Raw genomic sequence first — 18,361 nt, 5'->3', positions numbered from 1 at the left:
TCCGCAACCGCGGTCCGCGAGAACCAAAGGGGAGAACCGTGACGCACGTGTCCGAGCGCAGCGGCGCAGGAACCAGCCCGGCGGGCGCCGGCGGTGACCGCCAGCCCTGGATGGCCGGCACCAGCCGCACGACGCGCAAACGCTCGGTCTCGTACGCCGACGCCGGGGTGTCGATCGAGGCGGGCGACCGCGCGGTCGAGCTGCTCAAGTCCAAGGTCAAGCAGACCCGGCGCCCGGAGGTCATGGGTGACCTGGGTGGCTTCGCCGGCCTGTTCCGGCTGGACACCAAGAAGTACAAGAACCCGATCCTGGCCTCCTCCACCGACGGGGTCGGCACCAAGCTGGTCATCGCCCAGCAGCTCGACATCCACGACACGGTCGGCATCGACCTGGTCGCGATGGTCGTCGACGACCTGGTCGCCTGCGGCGCCGAGCCGCTCTTCCTGCTCGACTACATCGCCACCGGCGAGGTCGTCCCGGACAAGGTCGCCGAGATCGGCGCGGGCATCGCCGACGGCTGCCGCTACGCGGGCTGCGCGCTGCTCGGCGGCGAGACCGCGGAGCACCCGGGGGTGCTGCGCCCCGACGAGTACGACATCTCCGCGACCGGCGTCGGCGTGGTGGAGGAGAGCGAGATCCTCAGCTCGGAGCGGGTCGAGGTGGGTGACGTCGTCATCGCGATGCGCTCCTCCGGCCTGCACTCCAACGGCTACTCGCTGGTCCGGCACGTGCTGCTGGGGGCCGCCCGGATGCGCCTGGACGTGGTGATCGAGGACTTCGGCCGGCAGCGGACCCTCGGCGAGGAGCTGCTCACCCCGACCAAGATCTACGCGCAGGACTGCCTCAAGCTGATCGCCGAGGCCGACGTGCGGGCGCTGGCCCACGTCACCGGCGGCGGCATCCCCGGCAACCTGGTCCGGATCCTGCCGGAGCACGTCGACGCGGTGGTCAACCGGTCGACCTGGAAGCCGCAGCCCGTCTTCGACCTGATCCAGTCCAAGGGCCGGATCGAGGACCCGGAGATGGAGGCGACCTTCAACATGGGCGTCGGCATGTTCGCCATCGTCTCGGCCGAGGACGCCGACCGCGCGCTGGCCACCCTGACCGGGCGCGGCGTGGACGCCTGGCAGGCCGGCGAGATCATCGAGGGTTCGGGCAACGTGCAGATGATCGGGCAGCACACCCGGGGTTGATCACGCTCTGGTGATCATCCGGGCACCTGATCGGGGGTTCACCCGAGTGGCCATCGCCGCCTAGCCTGAAGGGTCTGAGGCTGGACGGGGGAGGGTTGATGGCTGCACGTACGCACACCGGAATGCGAGGTCTCGCCGCCGTCCCCTCGTACGTGGTGATGCAGCCGACCACACTCTGCAACCTGGACTGCGCCTACTGCTACCTGCCGATGCGGGCGGTGGACCGGCGGATGCCGGTCGCGGTCGCCGCGGCGGTGGCGGCGTCGGTGAACCCGTGGGCGGCGGCCGGCCGCTTCTCCGTCGTCTGGCACGGCGGGGAGCCCCTCGCGGCCGGCCGGGAGCACCTGGCCGCCCTGCTCGCCCCGTTCGCGCCGGAGGTGGAGCACCACGTCCAGACCAACGCCACGCTGATCGACGACGCCTGGGCCGCCTTCTTCGCCGAACACGGCATCCGGGTCAGCGTGAGCGTGGACGGGCCGCGGGAGCGCAACGCCGAGCGGGTGACCCGGGGCGGGCGGCCGGCGTACGACCGGATCGTGGCCGGGGTGGCGGCGCTGCGCCGGCACGGGCTGCCGTTCTCGGCCCTGGCGGTGGTCTCCCGGCCGGAGCCGGGTCTCGCCACCGAGCTGTACGACTACTTCCTCGATCTCGGCTGCGACGTCCTCGGGATCAACATCGAGGAGACCGAGGGGGTCAACACCCGGAGCAACGCCCGGGACGCGGCGGCGGTGACCGGGTTCTGGGCGGAGCTGGTGGCTGCCTGGCGCCGGGATCCCCGGATCCACCTGCGCGAGGTGGAGTGGTCGCTGCGCTACGCCGGTGCCGTCCTGGACGGCACCGCGGACGGGCTGCTGCCCCGGCAGCTGGACCCGATCCCCACCGTCGCCCACGACGGGTCGGTGGTCGTGCTCTCCCCGGAGCTGGCCGGTTTCACCGACCCCCGGTACGGCGACTTCAGCAGCGGTAACGTGCTGACGGCCCCGCTGGCCGAGATCCTGGCCGGCGCCGGGGGTACGCCCTGGGTGGGTGAGTTCCTCGCGGGTGTCGAGGCCTGCCGGTCGTCCTGCCCCTACTTCGGTTTCTGCGGCGGTGGCCACGCGGCCAACCGTTACTTCGAGCTGGGGCGTTTTGACGGTACGGAGACCGAGCACTGCCGCAACAGCAAGATCCACCTACTGGAGGGAGTGTTGGAGCATGCCCGAGACCATGGGTCACCGGCAGCCTGAGCGCGTCGGGGGAGCCGACCCGGACCGGGTCGCCGCCCGGGTGCGGGAAGCCGCCGTGGGGTTGACCGCACTGCTCCACGAGGCGGAGGCCGCGCGGCTGCTGCGGGCGGAGGTGTCGGGCGGCGACGGGGCCAGCGCGGTGTGCGCGTGGAACCACTTCGAGAACATCCCGACGTTCTACAACTGGAACAACCGGCCCCGCTGAGGGTACGCGTCCACGATCAGGGACCCGCCGGTCGGCCGGAGTGGCTCCGGGACGGCAAGGTCCCTGATCGTTGGTGCGCCGCGTTGGATGGCACATACGTGAGCACGCGGGGAGTCACCGCGTGCTCAGATGCGACCGGAGGTCAGCGGGTCGGACGGGCCCAGGTGTCCGGGTCGTCGTCCGCGTGATCCTCATCATCGTCGTCGACATACTCTTTGTAGTCGTCGTCGAAGTGCTGCTCAGACTTCCCACCAGCACCCGCCAACTCGCGCTGCAAGGCGGTGAGGTCGGTGTTCGGGGAGTGGTACTTCAACTCCCGCGCCACCTTCGTCTGCTTGGCCTTAGCACGGCCGCGCCCCATGGCTCGACCCCCTCGCACAGAATGCGGGGCAGCCCGAAGGCGGGCCCCGATGACGTCAGGCATCTCTCGTGGCTCTTACGGTACATGGGGATGCCACCGTTCGGCACCTCGGGTTACCGTCAACCGGCCCTGCGCGTCGCAGTTATCCGGCCGTCACAAATTGTACCCGGTAAGGAGTGGGTGCCGGGGCCGGCCGTGACAGCGGGCAAACCGGTACGAAGCGTCCCAATCGTGAGCTTAGCGCCGACCCTCGGAGGCGGTGTGCCGGGGGCGGAGCCGCCGCCCCGCCCCCGGAGTGACGTTCAGCGCAGGTGGATCGTCCGGAGCCGGCCGACGTCGGCCATCCGCCGCTCGGCGAGCCGGTCCGCGGCCACCGCCGGCGGGACGCCCTCGTCGTCGGCGAGCCGGAGGATCTCCCGGGTGGTGTCGTAGATCCGGGTGGCCCGCAGCTTGGCCCGCTCGAAGTTGAAGCCCTCGATCTCGTCGGCGACCTGGATCACACCGCCGGCGTTCACCACGTAGTCCGGGGTGTAGAGGATGCCCCGGTCGGCGAGGACCTTCTCGATGCCCGGGTGGGCGAGCTGGTTGTTCGCCGCGCCGGCGACCACCTTGGCCCGCAGCACCGGCACCGTGTCGTCGTTCAGCGCGCCGCCCAGCGCGCACGGGGCGTACACGTCGATGTCGGCGGCGATCAGGGCGGCGCTGTCGTCCACCAGCTCGACCTGCGGGTGGTTGGCGCGCACCCACTCCAGGGCCTTCGGGTTGACGTCGGTCGCCACGACCTCCGCGCCGTCGGAGAGCAGGTGGCCGGTGAGGTACTTGCCGACCTTGCCGAGGCCGGCCACACCGACCCGGCGGCCGGAGAGCGTCGGGGAGCCCCAGACGTGCTCGGCGGCGGCCCGCATGCCCTGGAAGACGCCCCAGGCGGTCAGGATCGAGGAGTCGCCGGCGCCGCCGTGCTCCACGCTGCGACCGGTGACGTAGCGGGTCTCCCGGGCGATCACGTCCATGTCGGCCACGTAGGTGCCGACGTCGCAGGCGGTGTAGTAGCGCCCGGCCAGGGACTCCACGAAGCGGCCGTACGCGCGCAGCAGCGCCTCGCTCTTGATCTGCTCCGGGTCGCCCCAGATGACGGCCTTGCCGCCGCCGAGGTCGAGACCGGCCAGGGCGTTCTTGTACGCCATGCCGCGGGAGAGGTCCAGCACGTCGGCGAGGGCCTCCTCCTCGCTGGCGTACGGGTAGAACCGGGTACCGCCGAGCGCGGGGCCCAGCGCTGTGGAGTAGATCCCGATGATCGCCTTCAGCCCGGACTGCTTGTCCTGGCAGAACACGACCTGTTCGTGACCCGTGGATCCCGGGTCGTCGGTGCTGGCGAATACGCCCATGGCTGACTCCTGTGTCGGTGTGCGCCCTTGTGAGGTGCGGACCTGATGGCACGCCGGCGGGATGGTGCCGGTGCTGCTGAGCCTAATATCGGCCGCAGCCGTACTGTCGCGCACGTCACGGACCCTCGTCGCGGCGGCGGCGTACGAGTCCCGTCTCGTGGGAGGATCGCGCCGTGCCGTCGCTCTTCGCTTCTTACCTGCGCGTGTACGAGCCGCTGACCGCCTTCGACCGGGAGCGTCAGTCGTTCTGGCGCCGGTACGTCAACGAGGGCCGCGCGGTCGCCCCGCTGGAGGGGCCGGGCCGACAGCGGACCACGGTGATCGAGGCGCTCGGCGCGGGCTGGACCCGGCTGCCCGACCTGCCCGACGAGGCGTACGTGCTGGAGACCGACGACACGCTGCTGGTCTGCCCGTGGAACCTGCGGGTCCGGGTGGCCGAGGCGGCGCTGAGCGCCCGGGACGGCGTCCCCTCGGTGCTGGCCGACGCGTTCGTCCCGCCGATCCTGGCCGGGCAGGCCAAGGCGGTGGTGGAGGACTGGCGCAGCGGGGCGCGGGTGCTGGAGCACGGGGTGCCCCGGGTGCACGAGCAGATCGCCACCTGGGGAGTGCCGCTGCGCTGGTTCGTGCTCTTCGACGCTCAGGAGCGGCAGCTGGTGACCGAGCCGGGGCGGCGGGCGCTGCGCTACCGGACCGAGATCTCCAAGGCGCGCCGCCGGTCGTCCCGGGCGCTGTCGGTGCTGCGCAAGTCGGTCGGCGAGGCGCCGATCACCGAGGCGGTCGAGGAGGCCGCCCGCTGGCTGGAGGAGTTCCACCCGCGCTCGGTGGTGGAGCTGGACTACGGCGGCCTGGTGCAGCTGCTGCCGGACCAGACCCTCGCGGCCGACGACTCGACCGAGCTGGTCGCCGCCGGGCTGGCCGGGCTCTCCCGGGGCGAGGCGGAGGAGGCCTCGGGGGCGTACGACAAGCTGGTCGCCCGGTGGCGGGCGGTGCAGTTGCTGGAGCGCTGCAACTAGGGCGGATTGCCCGCTTAGGGACCGTCGATACGAGACTGTCTCGTAGCTGACGCATCACGAACGGTGATCATGAGTCCGATTAAGGTAGGTTCTGCGGCATAAAAGTCGTAAAAATCGGGCATGGTTCATCCGTCCGTCTAGGGACCTTCAGCCGTTCGGCCCATGTCGGACATCGGGGACTAGCCGGACCATGGGAGACGCGTCGGCCGGCGGGACCCCGGCCGATGTCTATAACTGTGGAGGAGTGACCCCGATGGCATCGCGAACGCACGAACCAGAGCCGCTACTCACGCCGGCCGAGGTCGCGTCGATGTTCCGTGTCGACCCGAAGACGGTGACCCGGTGGGCCAAGGCTGGCAAGCTCAGCGCCATCCGGACCCTTGGTGGCCACCGCCGTTACCGCGAGTCCGAGGTCCGGGCCCTGCTGCAGGGGCAGATCCCCCAGCAGCGTCAGGGGGACTGAAGACCCGGACGTTTTCTCAGGCGTTCCGATCAGGGGCGGCCGGACGTACGCGAGAGCGACGATCCCGCCGCCCTTCGTCGTGTCCGGGGCCGGGCTAGCTGTCGAGCACGATCCGCAGCCCGACCGTGCCGCCCTCGCCCCGGCGCAGCCGGCTGCCGAGCAGGCTCAGCCGGCCGATCATCCGGTACTTCTGCTTCAACAGGCCGCGGATCCGCCGGGTCCCGTCCAGGTCGTAGATCGCCGCGTGCGCCGGCACCGCCTCGCCGTGCGGCCGCCCGCGCACGTCGCACGGGGCCACCGTCACCCGCCCGTCCCGCCGGATCCGTTTCACCTTCCCGGAGTCCGACACCGTCCACACTGCCAGCGCCTCGCCGTCCCGCACCGCCCAGACCGGCGTCGGCACCGCCCGACCGTCCTTCCGGAAGGTCGTCAGTAGCACGTACTTCTCCGCCGCCAGGCGGTCCAGGTCCGTCACGCCGCCCAGGATACGGGCGCGACAGCCGGACGGAGCCCGGATAGCGTGATCGCCGTGACCGGGGAACCCACGATCGGCGACGTGTTCGGCGAGATGATCCGCGACGCGTACGCCGTCGCCACCGGGATCGGGCCCCGGCCGCTGGTCGGCGGTCGGCTGCCCCGGCCGGTCATCGAGATCATCGAGCGGGACGACGGCCTGGTCAACGGCGCCCCTACCGCCCACTACCTGGACCCGCCGGAGCACTGGCAACCCTACGACCACCGGGCGGTGGCCCGGGTCCGCGGCCAGGTGCTGGACGTCGGCGTCGGCGCCGGCCGGATCGCGCTGCACCTCCAGGAGCAGGAGGTGCCGGTCACCGGGCTGGACACCTCGGCCGGCGCGCTGCGGGTCTGCCGCCACCGGGGCGTCCGCGACCTGGTGCACGGCACCGTCGACGAGCACGTCGCCGACGGGCGGCGCTACGACACCTTCCTGCTGCTCGGCAACAACCTGGGGCTGATCGAGGGGCGGGAGCGGGCACCTCGCTTCCTGGCCGCGCTCGCCGCGCTGGCCCGGCCGGGGGCGCAGGTGATCGCGCACGGCACCGACCCGTACGGCACCACCGACCCGGTGCACACGAGCTACCACGAACAGAACCGGCGGCGGGGCCGGCTCGGCGGCCAACTCCGGCTGCGGCTGCGCTATCGGATGCTCGGCACCGAGTGGTTCGACTATCTGGTGTGCTCGGTCGACGAACTGGCCGAGCTGGTCCACGGCTCGCCATGGCGCCTGGTCGACGTGGACGAGGCCGACCGCCCCTACTACCTCGCCACCCTCAAGCTCAAGCGTTAGGAAGGGTCCCCTGCAATCGCCAGGCGTTAACAGGGGACCCTTCCTTTCACACCTGCACGGTGGGGGTGGTCTGCTCGGGCGGGAGGCCGCCGTCGCCGTCGACCACCTCGTCCGGGGTGCCGTCCTCGTCGATGTCGACCATCGTGATGTCCACCTTGCCGTCACCGTCGGTGTCGAACTGGAACAGGTCGGCCTTCCCGTCGCCGTCGGTGTCCACCACCCACACGTCGGTCTGCCCGTCGTTGTTGGTGTCCGCGCGGAGCAGGTCCACCCGCTCGTCGCCGCGGGTCTCCACGGTCTCGGCGCTCTCCGCGTTCTCCGGTGCCTGGCTCATCTCGATCCTTCCCTCGGCGTCGACGGCCGTCTGTACCCGATCCGGCGCGCCCCCACGCATGCCCGGCGGGCCGGCCCTGCATAGGGTCGCATCCAGGAACGAGCGGAGCGGGCGGCCCGGCGTGCCGGAGACCCCGCGCGCCACCGCACGCGGCGAGGGGACGTCATGAGTGGTCGTTTTGTGGTCGTCGGGGCCGGCACGATGGGCCTCGGCATCGCGTACGTGGCGGCCGGCGCCGGCTACGCGGTCGAGCTGGTCGAGGTGGACGCGGAGCGCGGTGCGGCCGCCGTACGCCGCCTCGGCGAGCTGTGGGAGCGCGGGGTCCAGCGCGGCAAGCTGACCGGCGAGGAGGCGACGGCGAACCGGGAGCGGGTCACCCTGCGGGCCGGCCTCGCCGACGTCGCCGAGGGACCGGACGTGATCGTGGAGGCCGTTCCCGAGCGGCCAGACCTCAAGCGGTCGGTGCTGCGGGCGGCCGAGGCGCGGCGTCCCGCCCTGCTCGGCAGCAACACCTCCAGCATCCCGATCGCCGCGCTGGCCGAAGGGCTGGACCGCCCGGCGGACTTCCTCGGCCTGCACTTCTTCAACCCGGTCTGGGCAATGGCCCTGCTGGAGATCGTGGTCGGCCCGGCCACCGCGCCGGCGACCACCGAGGCGGCCGTTGCGCTCGCCGGGCGGCTGGGCAAGGACCCCGTCGTCGTACGCGACATGCCCGGCTTCGCCACCTCCCGGCTCGGGGTGACCCTCGGTCTGGAGGCGATCCGGATGGTCGCCGACGGGGTGGCCAGCCCCGCCGACATCGACAAGGCCATGGTGCTCGGCTACCGGCACCCGGTCGGCCCGCTGGAGCTGAGCGACCTGGTCGGGCTGGACGTCCGCCTCGACATCGCCCGCACCCTCCAGGCCGCGTACGGGGACCGGTTCGCGCCGCCGCCGCTGCTGGCGGAGATGGTGGCCGCCGGCCGGCTGGGCAAGAAATCCGGCCAGGGCTTCTACACGTGGAAGGACGGACAGAAGGCATGAGCGGGCTGCGGATCGAGGAGCTGCCGGACCGGCTGGTGGTCACGCTGGACCGGCCGGAGAAGCGCAACGCCATCGACGCCGACCTGATCGCCGAGCTGCACGCGGTCTGTGCCGAGCTGGAGGCGCGCCCGCGGCTGCTGCTGCTCACCGGCGGGACGGACGGCATCTTCGCCGGCGGGGCGGACATCGCCCAGCTCCGCGAGCGCGGCCGGCTGGACGCCCTGGCCGCCATCAACCAGGCCGCCTTCGCCCGGATCCGGGCGCTGCCGATGCCGACCGTGGCGGCCGTGGACGGCCCCGCGCTGGGCGGCGGCGCCGAGCTGGCGTACGCGTGCGACCTGCGGGTGTGCACGGCGCGCGCGGTGTTCGGCCAGCCCGAGGTGCGGTTGGGCATCCTGGCCGGCGCGGGCGCGACCCACCGGCTGCCGGCCCTGGTCGGCGAGGCCCGGGCCAAGGAGCTGCTCTTCACCGGCCGGCGGGTGGACGCCGACGAGGCGCTGCGGATCGGGCTGGTCAACCGGGTGGTGGCCGAGCCGGCGGAGTTGCTGCCCACCGCGCACGGCCTGCTCGACGAGATCGCGAAGGGCTCGGCGCTGGCGCTGCGGCTGACCAAGCTGGCCGTGGACGCCCCGGCCGCCGCCCACCCGCAACTCGACCTGCTCGGCCAAGCGGTGCTCTTCGAGGACGAGGAGAAGCACCGGCGGATGACCGAGTTCCTGGAGCGGCGCCGCTCCCGCTGACCCGGACACGACGAGGGCCGCACCGGTTCGCCCGGTGCGGCCCTCGTCGTCGTCGATCAGTGCCGGAGCTGCACCCCGGCGTCGGCCAGCGCGGTGATCACCTTGGCCGACTCGCCGAAGCCGATGACCAGCACGGCGTCCGCCCCGTACTCCTTGATCTCCTTGGCCCCGGCGGAGAAGTCCAGCGGCTGCTCGCCCTCGGGCACGTCGTAGGAGAGCAGCTTGACCCGGTCGGCGCCCATGCCGGCCCGCTCCAGCTCGGCGCGGACGTTCTCCTGGAGGCCCTCACCGTAGGAGTCCTTACGGGCCACGATGGCGATCTTGTGCGGGCCGTCCCGCAGGATCACGTCGGCCAGCGCCCGGCCCTGCAGGCCGTCCGGCGGGGCGGTGCGGAAGTAGAGACCCTTGTCGTCCACCGTGGTCAGCCCGGCGTCGGTGTTCGACGGGGAGAACAGGATCCGGTTGGCGGCCACCACGTCGGGCAGCACGGCCCGGGAGATGCCGGAGGCGGCCGCACCGATGATGACCTGCACGCCCGCGCTGATGTGCGAGGCCACCGTCGCCTTCGCCACCTTCGGGTCGGTGCCGTCGTCGCCGTCGATCCACTTCACCGGCTCGCCGAGCACCCCGCCGGCCGCGTCGATGTCCCGTAGGGCGAGCGCCACCCCGGCCGCCATCGGCGGGTACGCCAGCGCCAGGTCACCGGTCTTCGGCAGCAGGCCGCCGAGGACCAGCGGGGCGCCGGCGCTCTTGTCGGGCTTGCTGCCGCGCTGCTTCTTCCCCGGCGGCGGGGCCTTGGTGCTCGCGGCCGACTCGTCGCCGGCGCCGACGAACTCGGTCTTGCCGTCGTTGATCTTCTGGTCGTCGAAGTGCAGGGTGGCGTAGCTGGCGGTGGCCGGCTCGCCGGCGTCGGTGAACCCGGCGCGGTTCAGCGACACCCCGCGGTACTCGATGTCCCGCCCGGCCCGGGCGAGCTGCAGGCAGGTCGCCGCGTCCTCGCAGCGCTGGCCGCCGGTGGTCACCCCGACGATCTGCTTGGCGATCTCGGTCGGCTGGGTGGCGCCGGCGAGCTGGGCGGCCAGCGCGCTGATCACCACCGCGTCGTACGACTCCGCCGAGTAGAGGTAGTCCCGCAGCTTGGGGTCTACCGTGCGTAGCCGGTCCTTGAAGCTTTCGGGCAGCGGCGTGAGCGGGATCGTGCCCTTCATGCCGTTGAGAAGGTCCGCGCGGTCCTTCAGCTCGTCGGCGTACGAGTTCTGCATGTTGCCGTCGGTGCCGTAGAGGCGCACCTGGGTTGTGGTGGTCGCCTGTTCGGGCTTGTCGCTCCCGCAGCCGCTGGTGGCGAGCAGGAGCGCCGCGCAGGCCGTGGACAGGGCCGCGCGCGACGCGCGTGATACGAGCATGGTCGTCCTTCCTCCGGCGAAGGTCCGTTGCGCACACTAGCGTGCCGGCGCGGAACGCGGGACCGTGGAGGTCGCTCCGTCGGCAGCCCGACTGCGGGTTTCACGGAGCGTGATGGTCGGGCTGTTCCGGGGTCACCGCTTGACCGCCGGTCCTACGCTTCGGCAGGTGACCGACGAAGCACAGCAGACGCTGGACGACGCGACCGCCGTGCTCCGCTCGGCACTGGCGGGCGACGGCGACGGTGTGGTGGGCACCTTCGACGCGGTGGTGGACCGCTCCGGCCTGGCCGGCGCGTACGGGGTGGCGTGGTGCCTGGCGGCCACGATGGTCGGTGACGACGCTCCCGCGGGCGGCTGCGCCCTCGACTTTCCCGGGATCGACCAGGCCGACTACGACACCCGCTGGGTGGCCCGTTTCGTCAGCGCGTACGCGAACGACGACGCCGACACGGGCGAGGCGCTGTTCGGGGCCGCGGTGGCCGACGGGCAGCTGCCGGACTGCCTGCTCACCCTCGCCGGGTCCACGGTGGCGACGCTGCGCAGCCGGGTGGGCTGACCGCACCGGCGCTGTGGTAGCTCTGGGGCATGTCCGAGGCGATGCTGAGCAAGGTGCGCAAGCTGCTCGCCCAGGCCGAGGACCCGGCCTGCACGCCCGCCGAGGCGGCGGCGTTCATGGCCAAGGCGACCGAGCTGATCGCCCGCTACGGCGTCGACCGGGCGCTGCTCGCCGCCCGCGCGCCAGCCACCGATCCGGTCGGTGACCGGGTGGTCGAGGTGGTGGCCCCGTACGCCCGGGACAAGGCCGGCCTGCTGGCCGCGGTGGCCGACCCGCTGCGCTGCCGCTGTGTGCGACGCCGGCAGGGCAACGGCTTCGCCATGCACCTGTTCGGCTTCGCCAGCGACCTGGAACGGGTCGAGCTGCTCTTCACCTCGCTGCTGGTGCAGGCCGCGCACGGGCTGGCCCGGACCGGCGTGCCGGCCGGGGAGCATCCGGCCGCGTTCCGGCGTACCTGGCTGGCCGGCTTCGCGCACGCCGTGGCGGAGCGGTTGCGGGTCGCCGAGGCCGGCGCGGTCGCCGAGTCCGGGGCGCCCTCGGTCGCGCTGGTGCTCGCCGACCGGTCCGACCGGGTCCAGCGGCGGCTCGCGGAGGTCTACCCGCGGCTGCGTACCGCCCCGCCGCGCCGGCTCGCGGGCACTGGCTTCGGCCGGGGCGCCGAGGCGGGCCGCCGGGCCGATCTGGGCGGCACCGGGGTGACCGGCGGCCCGGCCGACGCCCGGGGCCTCGGCCGCTGACCGGGAGCGACCTCAGGCCGTGGTGCGGGCGAGCATGGCCAGGTAGCGGCTGAGGAGTTCGTGCCAGCCGGCGGTGAGCGCCTCGCGGTAGCCCTCGGCGGCCGCGCCGTGCCGGTCGAAGTTGCGGTGCTCGACCTCGACCCGGGTCCGTTCGGACCGCTCGGGCAGGAAGAGCACCTCGACCTCGCTGGCCCGCGCCGGGTCCGGGACCGGCAACCGGTCGGGCCCGAGCTGCCAGGTGAAGACCAGCCGCCGGGGCGGGTCCCAGGTGAGCACCCGGCCCCAGTCGTTCCGGAAGCCGTACGGGCCGATCTCGTAGAGCATGCCGCCGGCCCGGGGCTCGATGCCGAGCTCGGCCAGCGCCGCCGGCCCCGACCAGGTGTATTCGCGCACCCACCAGTCGGTCAGCGACCCGGTGAAGACGGCGAACGCCCGGTCGGCGGAGGCTGGGGCGAGGAGGCTGCTGCGGAGGGAGAATCGGTCGAATTCCTGACGGACCTCATCCGGGTCGGCCATCTCCTGTCCCATAGGCCCGGACCATACCGGCTGATGCCCGGCTGTGCAGCTTCGCGTACCCCAGCTTTCCGGACATCGCGCGCCCGTTTTCCCGACAGTGTTCCGAGGGTTGCCCACCGCGCTCCCGGGCGGCGCGGTGACGAACCCGGGCCGGTACGGATGCCCCGGCCGAAACCGGGTATCCGCGGCTGATCCGGCCCGGGCGGACGGGCCAGCGGGGAGCGGGAAGCATGAGCGAGAGCGCAGCCACCGGGCAGGAACCGGACCCAACCAGCGAGCGCCTCAGCCGGCGGGCTGGGGCGTCGGCGGAGCCGGACGTCCTGCTGGACATCCCCGAGGTGACGGTCGACCAGATCCGGCTCGCGGTGGACGGACTCGACGCCGACCTGTCGCTGCGCGCCCGGCTGGCCAACCTGCTCCAGCTCGATGCCGGGGTCCGGGTCCACCTGGAGGGCGTGGAGCTCGACGTCACCGGGGTCAGCGCCGAGGCGCTGCTCAAGGTCCGCCTGGAGAAGCTGGTGCAGATCCTCGACCGGGCGCTCACCACCCTCGACCGGAACCCGCAGATCATCGACGCGCTGGCCCGGGCCGCGGCGACCGGTCCGGAGGACGTGAACCGGACGGGCCAGAAGCTCACCGGCGAGGCCGCGCCGGTCGTCAACCAGGCCGGGCAGCAGATCGGGAAGGTCGGCGCGGTGGCCGACCGGACGCTACGGGAGGGGATCACCGCAGCGACCCCGCCGACCCCGCCGACTCCGCCGCCTGCCGGCCGCGCCCAGCCCCCCGAGCCGCCCACCGGCCGGGCGGGGCAGGAGCAGCCGGGAGGGGCGGGAGTTCCCCCGTCGGGCGGCGGGACTCCGGGTTCCCGCCGGCCGGGCGGGGGCGAGCGACCCGGTGGTGGACAGGCCGGGCGCGGTGGCGGCGGGGAGGCGAAGACCAGCCAGGGTGCTGCCGGCACGGGCGGTGCCCCACCGCCGTCCGGTGCCGGGCCGGGGCAGGGCGCCGAGGCCGGGAAGCCCGCCGGGGCGGCCCAACTCGCCGGCCAGGCCGGGGAGACGCTGCGCCAGGCGGGCCGGAGCGTCTGGGAGGCGATCCAGAGCGGGATGAGCCAGAACCGGCCGCAGCGCCCCGGCCGCTAGCCGGTCGGGTCAGTGCCGAGTGGCGCGCCACCAGGCCGTACGCCGCAGCAGCAGCAACCCCGCGACGGGCGCGAGGGTCACCGCGAGAGCGACGCCGCTCGTCGCGTCCCGGGGCGTCCAGAGGAGGTTGTCGCCGATTCCGTTGGCGTGCGCGGTCAGCGAGAACGCCACGAGCAGACCGAGTGCCGCCAGCCCGGCCGCGACCCGGTGCAGCCCCCGGCCCGCCGGCCGGACCCCGGCCCGCCCCGACGGCCGCACCACGGCCCGGGCCGGCGGGACCGGAGCGGCGACGTGCGGGGCGGACCGGTGCGGTGCCGGGTGGGCGGCGTCGCCGTTCGCCGGCGGGTTCGGGGTGGTCCCGGTCAGCCGCCACTGGAGGGCGGTGAGGCCCCGGACGGCCCAGGCCACCACCGGCAGCACCAGCAGCAGGACGCCGGCGGCGTGGGTGGCCCAGGCGCCGGCCAGGGTCGGCCCGCCCCAGGAGTGGGCGTACCAGTCGGCCCCGGTGTCCTCGACCAGCCCGAGCCAGGGGCGGAACCCGTACGCCGGCACGTTGATCAGCACCAGGAAGGCGAGCGTGGCGGTGAGCGCCGACCCGGTGAGGGCGACCGGCAGGGCGAGCAGGGCGCGGGCCACCCCGCGGACCCGTCCCGGCCGGCGGGCGGCCTGGGCCAGCGTGGCCAGGGCGCGCGGCACGGCGACGACGGACCAGGCGAGCCGTCGCCGGGTCTCCGCCCCGTAGGCAACCTGCCAGGGGGTGAGAACACGACCGAGGATGCGGCGCACGGCTCCGGTTGAGGTCATGCGACCAGTCTTCGCAGCGTCCCTGCCCGGCACCATCGGGACGATCCCCGGCTCAGCCCCGAGGCCGACCCCGAGAGGATCCCGTCCGGCACCGACGCGGGGCGAGCTCGCTTACGTGCGGTTGGGGGTGTGGCGTCGTGCTGCCTGACCCTGAACGAAGTGACGCTCTGCCTCGTGCCGAGTCTGACCGGCGCTGGCGTCGCGTGCGGCAGTCGGATCCTCAGCCGAAGGGCGCCGACTACGGTCGCGCCAACCTACATAGACGAACACCGCGACCAGCAACACTACGAACATCACGAGAGACACCGTCACGACTGCCCGACGAGGAGATCCGCTCTTAGCCGACGAGCAGGTCATCAACCCACATGCCCCAGTAGCCGTCCTTCTGAATGGCCAGGGGATCGACCGAGGCAATGCGGGACCTCAGAGCGGCCGAGAGCCGTTCACCTGCCTCATCATCGCCGGGGAAGCTGCGGGCTTCAGCCATGATGTCCAGCAACTCGTTCAGGCAACTCAAGAAGCTGCCAATGTCCGAGTTGACGAACCCCGCTTCCCTATCCGCACTCTGATCAAGAAGCAGCACATGCCCTGTACCGCGTTCAAGCACGAAGGTGGCCAAGTCGACTCTTGGTTCGAACGTGTCCTTGATCGAGCCGATCACGTAGCCATCGGCGGAGGCGTCCGTTGAGGTGGCGCGAACCGCGCCGTCGCCCAGAGCCGAGGAGAAGACGGTCGGCATCAAGTCGCTGATTGTCACCTCGATAGGAAGTCCCCGGGCGAGCATCGCTTTGGCGGCGTCCGGAAGGTCGAGCCTCGCCAGCTCTACCGCCGGCAGGCGGTGTAGCTCCTCACTCATGCTGCTGATGATGACACCGTTGCCTTCAGAGGCGTATGGGCCATCCACGGGCCAGTCGCCCAGGGCGCAACGGTCACGAGCGGGCACGAGAGGCGAGCGGCCAGGCCGCTGGGAGCAGGCGTTTCGGGCATCACGGCCGGTTGAGCGCGCTCTTCCAAACTGGCGGTGCGCGCAGCCGGGGCTTTGTCGATGCACACCAGTCAGTCGAGCCACCATGCCTGCATGTCGGCACCAGCCGGAATGAAGCGGAGCACGGTCACCGCCACCCCGCCCACGATCCCGACCAGCAGGAGGACCCGAGATCGCCGTGACAGTTCGTGCCGCTCCCGAGCCAGCAGCGCCGCCGAGTAGAGCGCCAGCAGCGGGCTGGCCAATCCGCCGAGATAGAGCAGCGAGGTGATCCCATACAGCCACATGAAAGGGTTCCACCCGTGCATCCCGAACGGGACCAGGTCCTTCGGGTCGTACGCCCCTGTCTGCATTTCGTCCGGGCCCACCTCGGCGGCGGCCATCCGGCCGAGCCAGACTGCTGCGACGAGGACGAAGGCGACGATTAGCGCAAGCTGGGCGGCGACGACGGTGCGCAAAAGCGGCGGTCGGCGGCCCGTAGCAGAATCGGCAATGCTCGACATGCCGTCAGCATGCCAGGCCTTCCGACGGGACTGAGCCGGGAAATTGGACGAGATGGCGCGCGCCGTCTGTTGCTGTCTAGCCGCCCCCCTTCCGCATCGCGCCTGTCGCTGTTCCTCATTGCAGTCGAGGGCACGGTCACGGCTTCGGTTGAGGGACGCTGGCGGCTGCCCTGCCAGGTGTCGAGCCGGCCACACCGAGGCGATCTTCCCGGAAGCAAGCCCGGTCCGTAGATGAACGTGCGATAAGGGGCGGCCATCAGCGTGATTTGAGGGCCAACGAGGGTCAGACCGGACAGAAGGGCTGGCGGGAGGCAAAGCAAAGCGCCGACCGGGCGTTTCCGCTGGTCGGCGCTGCAATAGCCCGGCGAAAGGCTATGTGGCCAGGGGCGGGGTCGAACCGCCGACCTTCCGATTTTCAGGCACCCGCATTTCGGCAGGTCAGGGAGCCGCCGAGGTCGCCGTGCAACTAGCGTGCAACTAGGCGCACGCCCCCTCGGTCGCCCGCTCCCGGTGCGTGGTTGCCGAGTCGTCCAACGGGCGTCCCGGCACCGTTATGCAGAACTGCCCAGGCTTGGCATTGCACACTGGGCAGTGGCGATATTCCGGTCTCTCGGGGCACGGCTGCCCCAGCTTTTCCAGCGCTCGGCTGATGCTTCCGGCCGCCTGGTGCAGTTGGTCGTCCTGGTGCCTTACGGCAGCGCGGTGAATGACCAGGAGCGCATCCTGCATGTCGATGTTCATCTGCTGCTGTTGCTCGGTCACGAGGGAACCTCCTACAGCACGCCCAGTGCGCCGTCTCCCCGTTCCAGGCTTCATGAAACACCCGGGAAAGGCCTCCATGGCACTCACCAACTAGCGCCGCATGGTGATGTGCCGGGGCAGCCGTGCAACATCACCGTGCGCGGCCAGTTCCGACAGGGCCTTCGCGATCTCCCGGTCCCGCCCGTCGACGGCGTGCAGGTACCGACGAGCCGCCGCCATGGACGAGTGACGTGCAACTAGGGCCGGCCATCAGCGGGATCCCAGGGTCAACGAGGGGCAGACCGGACAGAAGGGCTGGCGGGAGGCAAAGCAAAGCGCCGACCGGCGTTTCCGCTGGTCGGCGCTGCTGTAGCCCGGCGAAAGGCTATGTGGCCAGGGGCGGGGTCGAACCGCCGACCTTCCGATTTTCAGTCGGACGCTCGTACCAACTGAGCTACCTGGCCGTGGTGCTCGGCTCATGCTACCGCACAGGCCGATACGCAGAACGCCGCGCATGCGAGGCGCGGCGTCAGCGCTTGCGGTCCTGACGGGACTTGAACCCGCGACCTCCGCCTTGACAGGGCGGCGAGCACTCCAACTGCTCCACAGGACCTAGCTGGTGTTGCATCCGACCTGATGCCGGACCGTGCCCCCAACGGGATTCGAACCCGTGCTACCGCCTTGAAAGGGCGGCGTCCTGGGCCGCTAGACGATGAGGGCGGCCCCGCCATCATTGCACACTCGCAACTTCAAGCGGACTTGCTCCCATCCGGCCCCGCCGGAGGCATGAGAAGCATATGTCATGCCCTGTCGGTCGACCAAACCGGTATGGCTCTGGGCACACCCGAGGGCGAAACCGCAGCTCAGGGGCGGTATCACCGGAGCCGGGAGATCCGGAACCGCCGGTTGAGGTCGGGAATCAGCTGCCGGCAGGCGGCCATCGTCTGGCTCCGGTCGCCGCCCCCGTCGTGCATCAGCACGATCGAGCCGGGGCGGGCGGCCGACTCCACCCGCTTGATGATCGTCGCCGCGGTCGGCTCGTCCCAGTCCTGCGGGTCGACGCTCCAGTGCAGCGACCGCATGCCCAGCTGGCGGGCCACGGTCACCTCCTCCGGGGTCCACCGGCCGCCGGGCTGGCGGAACCACGCGATCCGCGCGTGCGGCACGGCCGCCCGGATCGCCTGGTTGGTGCGGAGCAGGTCGGCGCGGATCTCGGCGACCGGCCGGCGGCCCAGGTTGAGGTCGTGCCGCCAGCTGTGGTTGCAGAGTTGGTGGCCCTCGCGGACGATCCGCGCCACCAGCTGCGGGTAGCGCCGGGCCTGCCGGCCGATCAAGCAGAACGTCGCGGTGACGTGGGCCGCCCGCAACTGGGCGAGCACCTGCGGCGTCCACCGTGGGTCCGGCCCGTCGTCGAAGGTCAGCGCGATCCCCCGGTCGCCGCTGCTCCGGCGGAGGCCGGCGGGCAGCGTCCTCGGCAACGGACGCAGCTTCGGCCGGGTGGTGCGGCTCGGGTGCGGCTGGGGGGTCGCCTTCGGTTTCGGGGTCGCCGTGGCCGCCGGCGGGCCGCCGGCCCGGGACTGGGTCTTGCCGGGGTCGCCGCAGCCGGTCAGGAAGAGGACCAGGCCGAGGGCGAGCGCCAGCGCGGCGCGTGGACGCATCGTCGCTCCCGAAGGGGGGTCGGGGTACGCGGACTTTCCGACCGTAGTGGACGAAGCGCCACAGCGG

Annotated in this window: 23 protein-coding genes and 3 tRNA genes; 11 read left to right on the top strand and 15 right to left on the bottom strand. The window is 72.1% G+C overall.

Annotated features, from left to right (window positions below; all coding sequences use genetic code 11):
- Positions 1 to 38 precede the first annotated feature (38 nt).
- The 3 genes from purM (at position 39) to amcA (ending at position 2,624) form a co-directional block, all read left to right on the top strand.
- Positions 39 to 1,193 (top strand): phosphoribosylformylglycinamidine cyclo-ligase, encoded by a 1,155-nt coding sequence (gene purM, locus Q2K19_RS10150; RefSeq protein WP_302769824.1) that lies wholly within the window; start codon positions 39 to 41, stop codon positions 1,191 to 1,193.
- Between the two features lie 122 nt (positions 1,194 to 1,315).
- On the top strand, positions 1,316 to 2,419 hold the full coding sequence (gene amcB / locus Q2K19_RS10145; RefSeq protein ID WP_302772394.1) for a cyclophane-forming radical SAM peptide maturase AmcB: 1,104 nt from the start codon (positions 1,316 to 1,318) through the stop codon (positions 2,417 to 2,419).
- On the top strand, positions 2,388 to 2,624 hold the full coding sequence (gene amcA / locus Q2K19_RS10140) for a multiple cyclophane-containing RiPP AmcA (protein ID WP_302769821.1): 237 nt from the start codon (positions 2,388 to 2,390) through the stop codon (positions 2,622 to 2,624). The genes amcB and amcA overlap by 32 nt, the downstream gene beginning before the upstream one ends.
- Before the next feature lie 142 nt (positions 2,625 to 2,766).
- Here the strand turns inward: amcA and Q2K19_RS10135 are convergent, their stop codons facing one another.
- A complete protein-coding gene (locus Q2K19_RS10135) occupies positions 2,767 to 2,985 on the bottom strand; it encodes a DUF3073 domain-containing protein (protein ID WP_091668151.1) in 219 nt (72 codons plus the stop codon).
- Between the two features lie 302 nt (positions 2,986 to 3,287).
- Positions 3,288 to 4,370 (bottom strand): Glu/Leu/Phe/Val family dehydrogenase, encoded by a 1,083-nt coding sequence (locus tag Q2K19_RS10130; RefSeq protein WP_302769817.1) that lies wholly within the window; start codon positions 4,368 to 4,370, stop codon positions 3,288 to 3,290.
- A gap of 173 nt (positions 4,371 to 4,543) precedes the next feature.
- Here Q2K19_RS10130 and Q2K19_RS10125 point away from each other — a divergent pair, with 173 nt between their 5' ends.
- The gene (locus Q2K19_RS10125) at positions 4,544 to 5,383 is read left to right on the top strand and encodes a hypothetical protein (protein WP_302769815.1); all 840 of its coding nucleotides are present in this window, start codon (positions 4,544 to 4,546) and stop codon (positions 5,381 to 5,383) included.
- A gap of 253 nt (positions 5,384 to 5,636) precedes the next feature.
- The gene (locus tag Q2K19_RS10120; RefSeq protein ID WP_007073996.1) at positions 5,637 to 5,846 is read left to right on the top strand and encodes a BldC family transcriptional regulator; all 210 of its coding nucleotides are present in this window, start codon (positions 5,637 to 5,639) and stop codon (positions 5,844 to 5,846) included.
- Positions 5,847 to 5,940: 94 nt separating this feature from the next.
- Here Q2K19_RS10120 and Q2K19_RS10115 read toward each other — a convergent pair whose 3' ends face one another.
- A complete protein-coding gene (locus tag Q2K19_RS10115; protein ID WP_302769813.1) occupies positions 5,941 to 6,321 on the bottom strand; it encodes a PPOX class F420-dependent oxidoreductase in 381 nt (126 codons plus the stop codon).
- Positions 6,322 to 6,375: 54 nt separating this feature from the next.
- On the opposite strand from Q2K19_RS10115, the gene Q2K19_RS10110 reads away from it, so the two are divergent.
- Positions 6,376 to 7,155, top strand: coding sequence for a class I SAM-dependent methyltransferase (locus Q2K19_RS10110; RefSeq protein WP_302769811.1), 780 nt, complete (start codon positions 6,376 to 6,378; stop codon positions 7,153 to 7,155).
- 46 nt (positions 7,156 to 7,201) lie between these two features.
- Here Q2K19_RS10110 and Q2K19_RS10105 read toward each other — a convergent pair whose 3' ends face one another.
- On the bottom strand, positions 7,202 to 7,489 hold the full coding sequence (locus Q2K19_RS10105; RefSeq protein ID WP_302769809.1) for a hypothetical protein: 288 nt from the start codon (positions 7,487 to 7,489) through the stop codon (positions 7,202 to 7,204).
- A gap of 165 nt (positions 7,490 to 7,654) precedes the next feature.
- Here Q2K19_RS10105 and Q2K19_RS10100 point away from each other — a divergent pair, with 165 nt between their 5' ends.
- Together Q2K19_RS10100 and Q2K19_RS10095 are read left to right on the top strand one after the other, a co-directional pair.
- Positions 7,655 to 8,512 carry a 3-hydroxyacyl-CoA dehydrogenase family protein gene (locus Q2K19_RS10100; protein WP_302769807.1) on the top strand — a complete coding sequence of 286 codons (858 nt, stop codon included), beginning with the start codon at positions 7,655 to 7,657 and terminating at the stop codon, positions 8,510 to 8,512.
- On the top strand, positions 8,509 to 9,252 hold the full coding sequence (locus tag Q2K19_RS10095) for an enoyl-CoA hydratase/isomerase family protein (protein ID WP_302769805.1): 744 nt from the start codon (positions 8,509 to 8,511) through the stop codon (positions 9,250 to 9,252). The genes Q2K19_RS10100 and Q2K19_RS10095 overlap by 4 nt, the downstream gene beginning before the upstream one ends.
- 56 nt (positions 9,253 to 9,308) lie before the next feature.
- Here the strand turns inward: Q2K19_RS10095 and Q2K19_RS10090 are convergent, their stop codons facing one another.
- Positions 9,309 to 10,655 (bottom strand): ABC transporter substrate-binding protein, encoded by a 1,347-nt coding sequence (locus tag Q2K19_RS10090; protein ID WP_302769802.1) that lies wholly within the window; start codon positions 10,653 to 10,655, stop codon positions 9,309 to 9,311.
- A gap of 166 nt (positions 10,656 to 10,821) precedes the next feature.
- Here Q2K19_RS10090 and Q2K19_RS10085 point away from each other — a divergent pair, with 166 nt between their 5' ends.
- Positions 10,822 to 11,211, top strand: a complete 390-nt coding sequence (locus tag Q2K19_RS10085; RefSeq protein WP_302769799.1) for a hypothetical protein — start codon at positions 10,822 to 10,824, stop codon at positions 11,209 to 11,211.
- A 29-nt stretch (positions 11,212 to 11,240) separates the two neighbouring features.
- A complete protein-coding gene (locus Q2K19_RS10080) occupies positions 11,241 to 11,948 on the top strand; it encodes a DUF2786 domain-containing protein (protein WP_302769797.1) in 708 nt (235 codons plus the stop codon).
- Between the two features lie 12 nt (positions 11,949 to 11,960).
- Here the strand turns inward: Q2K19_RS10080 and Q2K19_RS10075 are convergent, their stop codons facing one another.
- Positions 11,961 to 12,476, bottom strand: coding sequence for an SRPBCC family protein (locus Q2K19_RS10075; protein WP_302769795.1), 516 nt, complete (start codon positions 12,474 to 12,476; stop codon positions 11,961 to 11,963).
- A gap of 218 nt (positions 12,477 to 12,694) precedes the next feature.
- On the opposite strand from Q2K19_RS10075, the gene Q2K19_RS10070 reads away from it, so the two are divergent.
- The gene (locus tag Q2K19_RS10070) at positions 12,695 to 13,603 is read left to right on the top strand and encodes a hypothetical protein (protein ID WP_302769794.1); all 909 of its coding nucleotides are present in this window, start codon (positions 12,695 to 12,697) and stop codon (positions 13,601 to 13,603) included.
- 9 nt (positions 13,604 to 13,612) lie between these two features.
- On the opposite strand, the gene Q2K19_RS10065 is transcribed toward Q2K19_RS10070, so the two are convergent.
- The 9 genes from Q2K19_RS10065 to Q2K19_RS10025 all read right to left on the bottom strand — a co-directional run bounded on the left by Q2K19_RS10065 (position 13,613) and on the right by Q2K19_RS10025 (position 18,294).
- Positions 13,613 to 14,407, bottom strand: coding sequence for a hypothetical protein (locus Q2K19_RS10065; protein WP_302769792.1), 795 nt, complete (start codon positions 14,405 to 14,407; stop codon positions 13,613 to 13,615).
- A 337-nt stretch (positions 14,408 to 14,744) separates the two neighbouring features.
- Positions 14,745 to 15,263 (bottom strand): SUKH-4 family immunity protein, encoded by a 519-nt coding sequence (locus Q2K19_RS10060; RefSeq protein ID WP_302769790.1) that lies wholly within the window; start codon positions 15,261 to 15,263, stop codon positions 14,745 to 14,747.
- 200 nt (positions 15,264 to 15,463) lie between these two features.
- On the bottom strand, positions 15,464 to 15,895 hold the full coding sequence (locus tag Q2K19_RS10055) for a hypothetical protein (protein WP_302769788.1): 432 nt from the start codon (positions 15,893 to 15,895) through the stop codon (positions 15,464 to 15,466).
- A 477-nt stretch (positions 15,896 to 16,372) separates the two neighbouring features.
- Positions 16,373 to 16,657 carry a hypothetical protein gene (locus Q2K19_RS10050; RefSeq protein WP_302769786.1) on the bottom strand — a complete coding sequence of 95 codons (285 nt, stop codon included), beginning with the start codon at positions 16,655 to 16,657 and terminating at the stop codon, positions 16,373 to 16,375.
- Positions 16,658 to 16,747: 90 nt separating this feature from the next.
- Positions 16,748 to 16,876 carry a hypothetical protein gene (locus tag Q2K19_RS10045; RefSeq protein ID WP_302769784.1) on the bottom strand — a complete coding sequence of 43 codons (129 nt, stop codon included), beginning with the start codon at positions 16,874 to 16,876 and terminating at the stop codon, positions 16,748 to 16,750.
- Between the two features lie 150 nt (positions 16,877 to 17,026).
- Positions 17,027 to 17,100 (bottom strand) — tRNA-Phe (locus Q2K19_RS10040).
- A gap of 75 nt (positions 17,101 to 17,175) precedes the next feature.
- A tRNA-Asp gene (locus Q2K19_RS10035) sits at positions 17,176 to 17,249 on the bottom strand.
- Positions 17,250 to 17,283: 34 nt separating this feature from the next.
- Positions 17,284 to 17,356 (bottom strand) — tRNA-Glu (locus Q2K19_RS10030).
- Between the two features lie 155 nt (positions 17,357 to 17,511).
- Positions 17,512 to 18,294: a polysaccharide deacetylase family protein gene (locus Q2K19_RS10025; protein WP_302769781.1), complete on the bottom strand. Its 783-nt coding sequence runs from the start codon at positions 18,292 to 18,294 to the stop codon at positions 17,512 to 17,514.
- Between the last annotated feature and the right edge of the window lie 67 nt (positions 18,295 to 18,361).

The sequence above is a fragment of the Micromonospora sp. NBRC 110009 genome (assembly GCF_030518795.1).
Taxonomy (GTDB): Bacteria; Actinomycetota; Actinomycetes; order Mycobacteriales; family Micromonosporaceae; genus Micromonospora.
This window is presented reverse-complemented; position numbering and strand designations above follow the sequence as displayed.